Source organism: Microcystis sp. M53598_WE2, assembly GCF_030067735.1.
Taxonomy (GTDB): Bacteria; Cyanobacteriota; Cyanobacteriia; order Cyanobacteriales; family Microcystaceae; genus Microcystis; species Microcystis aeruginosa.
In genome coordinates this window covers 1-5,755 of record NZ_JASJFE010000861.1, presented here as the reverse complement: position 1 = coordinate 5,755, position 5,755 = coordinate 1, and the positions used below count along the sequence as shown (strand labels likewise).

Annotated in this window: 7 protein-coding genes; 4 read left to right on the top strand and 3 right to left on the bottom strand. The window is 45.5% G+C overall.

Translation table 11 applies throughout. From position 1 onward, the window contains the following. Positions 1-101 precede the first annotated feature (101 nt). The 3 genes from PX636_RS17425 to PX636_RS17415 all read left to right on the top strand — a co-directional run bounded on the left by PX636_RS17425 (position 102) and on the right by PX636_RS17415 (position 1,864). The gene (locus tag PX636_RS17425) at positions 102-566 is read left to right on the top strand and encodes an MEKHLA domain-containing protein (RefSeq protein ID WP_287972255.1); all 465 of its coding nucleotides are present in this window, start codon (positions 102-104) and stop codon (positions 564-566) included. 96 nt (positions 567-662) lie between these two features. Then, positions 663-1,364, top strand: coding sequence for an orotidine-5'-phosphate decarboxylase (pyrF, locus tag PX636_RS17420; protein WP_288118066.1), 702 nt, complete (start codon positions 663-665; stop codon positions 1,362-1,364). Further along, positions 1,328-1,864, top strand: a complete 537-nt coding sequence (locus PX636_RS17415) for a hypothetical protein (RefSeq protein WP_288118064.1) — start codon at positions 1,328-1,330, stop codon at positions 1,862-1,864. Before pyrF ends, PX636_RS17415 begins: the two co-directional genes overlap by 37 nt. Here PX636_RS17415 and prmC read toward each other — a convergent pair. The 3 genes from prmC to PX636_RS17400 form a co-directional block, all read right to left on the bottom strand. Beyond that, the gene (prmC, locus tag PX636_RS17410) at positions 1,861-2,745 is read right to left on the bottom strand and encodes a peptide chain release factor N(5)-glutamine methyltransferase (protein ID WP_002763810.1); all 885 of its coding nucleotides are present in this window, start codon (positions 2,743-2,745) and stop codon (positions 1,861-1,863) included. The two genes, PX636_RS17415 and prmC, sit on opposite strands and share 4 nt — an antisense overlap. A 5-nt stretch (positions 2,746-2,750) precedes the next feature. Beyond that, entirely contained in the window at positions 2,751-3,551 is an 801-nt protein-coding gene (locus PX636_RS17405; protein ID WP_288118062.1) for a Tic22 family protein, read from the bottom strand. 389 nt (positions 3,552-3,940) lie between these two features. Further along, positions 3,941-4,375 (bottom strand): hypothetical protein, encoded by a 435-nt coding sequence (locus PX636_RS17400; RefSeq protein WP_002797040.1) that lies wholly within the window; start codon positions 4,373-4,375, stop codon positions 3,941-3,943. A 220-nt stretch (positions 4,376-4,595) separates the two neighbouring features. Here PX636_RS17400 and mtnA point away from each other — a divergent pair, with 220 nt between their 5' ends. Next, on the top strand, positions 4,596-5,675 hold the full coding sequence (gene mtnA / locus PX636_RS17395) for an S-methyl-5-thioribose-1-phosphate isomerase (RefSeq protein ID WP_288118061.1): 1,080 nt from the start codon (positions 4,596-4,598) through the stop codon (positions 5,673-5,675). The last annotated feature ends 80 nt before the right edge of the window (positions 5,676-5,755 follow it).

Below are 5,755 nucleotides of genomic sequence, written 5' to 3'. Positions count from 1 at the left end.
CTGGCACTTTTTGAGGGGAAAAAAGTCCAAAAGTCTTATCCAACAAGGTTTTTAGATTTATTCAGCAGACCCTACTTAAACCGGTTTTTCAAGATAATTTTATGGAAATTTGGCAAGATTTAGCTATTATAGCTTGGACGGAATTGCTGCTGGATAATTATGAACGATTAATCGGGCGATCGCTTTTACCCCGGATCGGTACTGGCAAAGAACAGAGTAAAATGCTCTTTTATGCCCCTTTTGTGCTGGTTTCCCACGGTACACAAACTAATCCGATCTTCAATTATGGTAATCGCGGTGCCCTCGATCTCTGGGGTTTAACTTGGCCAGAATTATTAACAACTCCTTCGCGAGCGACGGTAGAGGGGGAGGAAATCGCCAAAGAACGCCAAAAAATGCTAGATTTAGTCAAAAAACAGGGCTATATCAACGATTATCACGGGGTAAGGATCACGAAAAATGGTCAACTATTTCGCATCGAAAAAGCGATCGTTTGGAATATCATCGATCGTGATGGCATTTACTGCGGACAGGCTGCCACTTTTGCCGATTGGATTTTTCTCTGATTTAAGCTGTACTGCCTTGAAACTCCGTCCCCACTTCCCCACTCCCCCACTCCCCCATCACCCCACTTCCCCACTTCCCCACTTTATCGCCCCAATATGACCAACTCAGACCGAATTATTGTTCCTCTCGATGTGCCGGATTTAGAATCAGCGATCGCACTGCTTGATCTGTTGCCGGAAGTCAATTTTTGGAAAGTGGGACTAGAATTATTTGTCAGTAGCGGTGCAGAAATTCTAGGGATTCTGCAAGAAAGACAAAAAAAGAGCTTTCTCGATCTAAAATTTCATGATATTCCCAATACAATCGCCGGGGCCTGTCGTTCAGCTAGTCGCTATCAAGTGGATTTACTCACCCTCCACGCTACGGCCGGACGGCAAGCACTGACGGCAGCTAAGGCGGCAGTATCTGACCTGCTATCGCCGCCAAAACTTCTCGCTATCACCGTTTTAACCAGCCTTAACGCCCGCGAATTAGCCCTCGACCTCAAAATTCCCCTAGAACTATCGGAATATGCCTTAAATCTGGCATTATTGGGCAAAGAATCGGGAATTGATGGGGCGGTTTGTTCTCCCCAAGAAGTGGCGCAATTGCGTCGCGTCTGTGGAGAGGATTTTCTCTTAGTTTGTCCCGGAGTTCGTCCCTCCTGGTCAAGTAAAGGGGATCAAAGTCGGGTGATGACTCCGGCCCAAGCGCTTAAAGCTGGGGCTGATTATCTAGTAATTGGACGACCGATCACCGGTGCCGAGGAGCCAAAGGTAGCATGGGCAAAAATTTGTCAAGAATTAGCCGATATTTAGCTGTATTACTGGTTATTTTCGGGATTAACTTGCCAGCAGTTAGTCGTCCTCTTTCTAGCTGTCCGGAGGATTTAAATCTTTTAGTCGATCGCCTCTTGTCAGATTTACCCAGTTATGCTAATCGAGTTATTACCCGCTCCCAAATCGATCAAGAATTATCTACACCGGTTTTTGTGATTATTGCCGGTCGTCCCGAATTTACACCCCTACCTTTAACTGCCAGTCAATATTCTGGTCAAATTGCCGATGACACTCAACAGGTTTTTTTTACGACTTTAGAGCGTCAGTATGGCAAAAATCGCTCTGTCACTCTCCAGAATTATCACTGGTTATTTTTAACTAAAACTGGGGAAGGATGGCGATTAGTGACGGTTTACAGTCAATTAGCTGCCCTTGAACCCGCTCAAGTCCCCTTACCTCCCCTAGAAACCAGCCAAGGCACCATCGGCCAAGCGGTGCGTCTCTGGCTGCGGGACTGCGAAGCGGCTGCATTGCGCTAAATTCGCTCGGCCAAAACAAAGCGATCGAAACCTGCTAGGTCGTTAATAATCTGAATTTGTCGATAATTGCCCTGATTTTCCAGCATTTGCGCTACTTTTTCCCCTTGACCGGCTCTCATTTCCACTAGCCAAAGGCCTCCCGATCGCAGATAATCGGGAGCAGTGGCCACTAGATAGCGCAGCGCGGTCAATCCGTCTTCACCTCCATCGAGGGCCAAACGGGGTTCATGTTCCCGCACTTCAATTTGTAAGTCAAGGATTTCTGCACTGGGAATATAGGGAGGATTGGACAGCATACCGCTAATCTGTCCTTTCCACTTCTCTAGGGGTGTCCACCAAGAACCCTGTTTTAAGATAATTCTGTCGGCAAAACCGGTATTGATGATATTTTCTTTGGCGATCGCTAAAGCCGTTTGACTGTAATCAATAGCATATATCTCTGCTTTTGTCAAGATACTGGCTAAACCAATAGCGATCGCACCGCTACCGGTTCCCAGATCTACCCAGATTCCCCCGTCGTCTCCTCTGACGGTTTCTCCAACAATATCGATTAATAACTCGGTTTCGGGACGAGGAATTAAGACTTCTGGGGAGACTTTGAGGGTAAAATTACGCCAGACCACCGATTCGAGCAAATACTGTAAGGGAACCCTTGCTTGCAGGCGTTTTTGCCAGCGTTTAGTAATTTCCGACCAAGAATAACTCAAGGGGATTTTTTCTCGTTCGCGAAAGGATTGTAAGCGCAGGGAAAGAGTATCTAAATCTGTCACTGCTTGCAGAAAGATATCCACTTCTTTCGGAGATAGTTGCGCTTGCTCTAAATCGGCGATCGCCTGTTGTCGCCATTGACTTAATTCTTGACCGGAAATACTAGCAGACACAAGACTTAACGATTGGGGGCGGGGGGATTATTGGTATTATTATTAGGGCGTGGCTGATTTGCCGGGGGTTGGTTGGGAGCCTTTTGGTTGCTATTTGCCCGAATAAAATCAATCGTTTCTTGGCTAGGATAGAGGAGAATTTTAGTTAAAGCTTCATCGTTGCTTTGTTGTAGGGTGGCGATGACATTTTCTAAGGGAATAACATCAATTTTCACCGTGGCCGCTTCTGCGGGATTAGCTTTTTTATATTGTTCTACCATTTGCAAAGCGGCGGCCTTTTCAAAGAAGAAAGGAATCAAATCCTGATTATTGCGACTGATCACCAGAAAATTACTCTCTTTTCCTGCTTTCGGCACAAATAAAGGTACACCACCTTGATATTGTTGACCTCTTTCACTGAGCAGTTTTTTCGCTGATTCTACTTCCGACTCTTTGGGAACAAAATCGATAATTAGACGATTTTGATCGGTTTGACTGGTTTGCATTTTATAGACCTGTGCCAAAGAAACAGGCTGAACTTTAACTTTGCTGGCCACTTCAGGATTCTCTTTTTTCAGTCGTTCAAAAAAGTTTTGTGCGTCCTGCCGACTGATAAAAACTCCCGTGAATTTCTGTTCTTTTTCTCCCACGGCAATTAAGGGGACTCCTTGATCATCAGCAATAGCGAAGACAGGTACAAACTGCAAGGTTTTGACGATTTGTTCTTCCGGTAAAGCGAGTGCTTTAGAATAGCTGCCCAGCAGCGAAGTCAACATTGTCGTTCCTACTAAACCAAGAGTTGCTGTCCAACGAATGAGAGATTTCATCAAAATAATTACCTCGTTATTACTATTAACCAATATTTGCCGTTAATCTGAACTATATAGTCTATTTGACTCCTGCGATCAGGAGTTTTTTGATGAATAACAAGCCCCGAAAGTTCCCTTTATTGGCTTGCTTCTGAACCATCATAGCTAAAAAGCTCCATATTTGGTGAGATGTGGTCGCAGCGGCGGCCAGGAAATAGGGGCAATTTACGGACTGATCTAGGGAATAATAGGGATTAATTGGATTTTTTAAGCTATATTTTCAAAAAAAAATCGCTTTAGCTACGGTTTAAGCTTGCTTTTGCCTTAATAAGCACCAACTTGAGATCAAAAGGCATCCTCTTGTCTGAATCAGTTAGTCAACTGGCTACCCCTTGATCTTGGCACTGCTAATGACTTTCCGAGAGATGGCGGGGATTGGCGATCGCTAACCGCAGCCATTGATAGGAAACTAGATTTAAAATCAGTCCGATGATCAATAAAATTGCCATGAGAGCGATTTGATACCAGGCGATCGGTCTGACCAGAAGATCGGCGATCAGATGGGCTAAATTCAAGACAGAATAGAGAATTGTCAGCCAGAAATGGGCCTTTCTCAAGGAGCGACTTTCGCTAAAATTGACCCCGATAATCGCTAACATTGGCAGCAAAAAAAAGAGCAACATTCCCCAGAAAATCGGATCGAGATTGCTGGTTTGATGACTCTCGACGATCGATTGACCATGGAAGAGCGGCATTAAACCCAGTTGGGTGTGAAATAGAGTTCCCAAGAGGAATGTTGTCCAGAGAGCGGCAATTTTTTCGGGATATTTCGCTGTTTTCACGGTAATTATCCTCTTAATCGGTTAGTATAAAAGGTCGGGCTAGGTGAGAAAGTATTCTTAAATTTTTCCTAGTCACTTATCTATACATTCTAAAAAAAGTTTCTGTATTTAAAATTACTTTTTACAAAAAAACACAAAATAGTTTTTACTGCTGATCAGCCGTGGAGAAAGGCCGCTGCTATAGTGGTAAATTTAGCTAATTCTCAATCTAAAAATGTTTATGACCACAACCACTTGCGAGAGTAACTCGATCTATCCCGTGCGTTGGCAAGATAATAAAGTCTGGCTGATCGATCAAACCCGTTTACCCATGGAGTATGGGGAAGTTGAGATCACCAGCAGTGAAGCCATGGCCCGGGCGATCGAAACGATGATTGTCCGCGGCGCTCCGGCGATCGGGGTGGCGGCTGCATACGGTATGGTTTTAGGAGCGCAGGAAATTACCACCGACCAGAAAGAGCAATTTCTGGCTGATTTAACTAGAATAGCCGATCGATTAGCCCAAACCCGGCCGACGGCGGTGAATTTATTCTGGGCGATCGAGCGAATGTTAAAAGTGGCCAGGGAAAGTGGCCCAGAAGTGGCAGTAATTACCAAAAATCTCCTTGAAACTGCCCAAAATATCCAAAAAGAAGACGTGGAAACCTGTCGGGCGATCGGTCACCATGGTTTATTGGCGCTGCCGGAGCAACCAGAAAAACTGACAATTTTAACCCACTGTAATACTGGTTCCCTAGCCACGGCCAGTTATGGTACTGCTTTAGGGGTAATTCGTTCCGCTTGGACGGCGGGGAGATTAATACAAGTGTATGCAGACGAAACCCGGCCGCGGCTGCAAGGGGCAAAATTAACCGCCTGGGAATGTCTGCGGGAGGGAATTCCCGTCACCGTGATCACCGATAGCATGGCAGCCCACTGTATGCAGCAAAAACTGATCGATGCGGTGATTGTTGGGGCCGATCGCATTGCGGCCAATGGGGACACGGCCAACAAAATCGGCACCTATTCCCTTGCGGTGCTGGCAAAAGCTCATAATCTGCCTTTTTATGTGGCCGCGCCGCTATCGACGGTGGATTTTTCCCTTAAGGATGGTACGGGGATACCGATCGAACAGCGCGATCGTGCCGAAATTTATCAGGTGGGGACGACAACCCTTTGCCCTAGAGATGTTAACTTTTATAACCCCGCTTTCGATGTTACTCCCGCCGCTTTAATTACCGCTATCATTACCGAAAAAGGAGCGGTAACACCGGCTGAATTAATTTTTTTACCTAAAATGTCGGATGAATGCCCCCGCTAGATTTTTCGACAAGATACTCACTAAAATTAGAACGTAGGTTGGGTTGAAGCATGAAACCCAACGCCGGCTCATGTTACGCT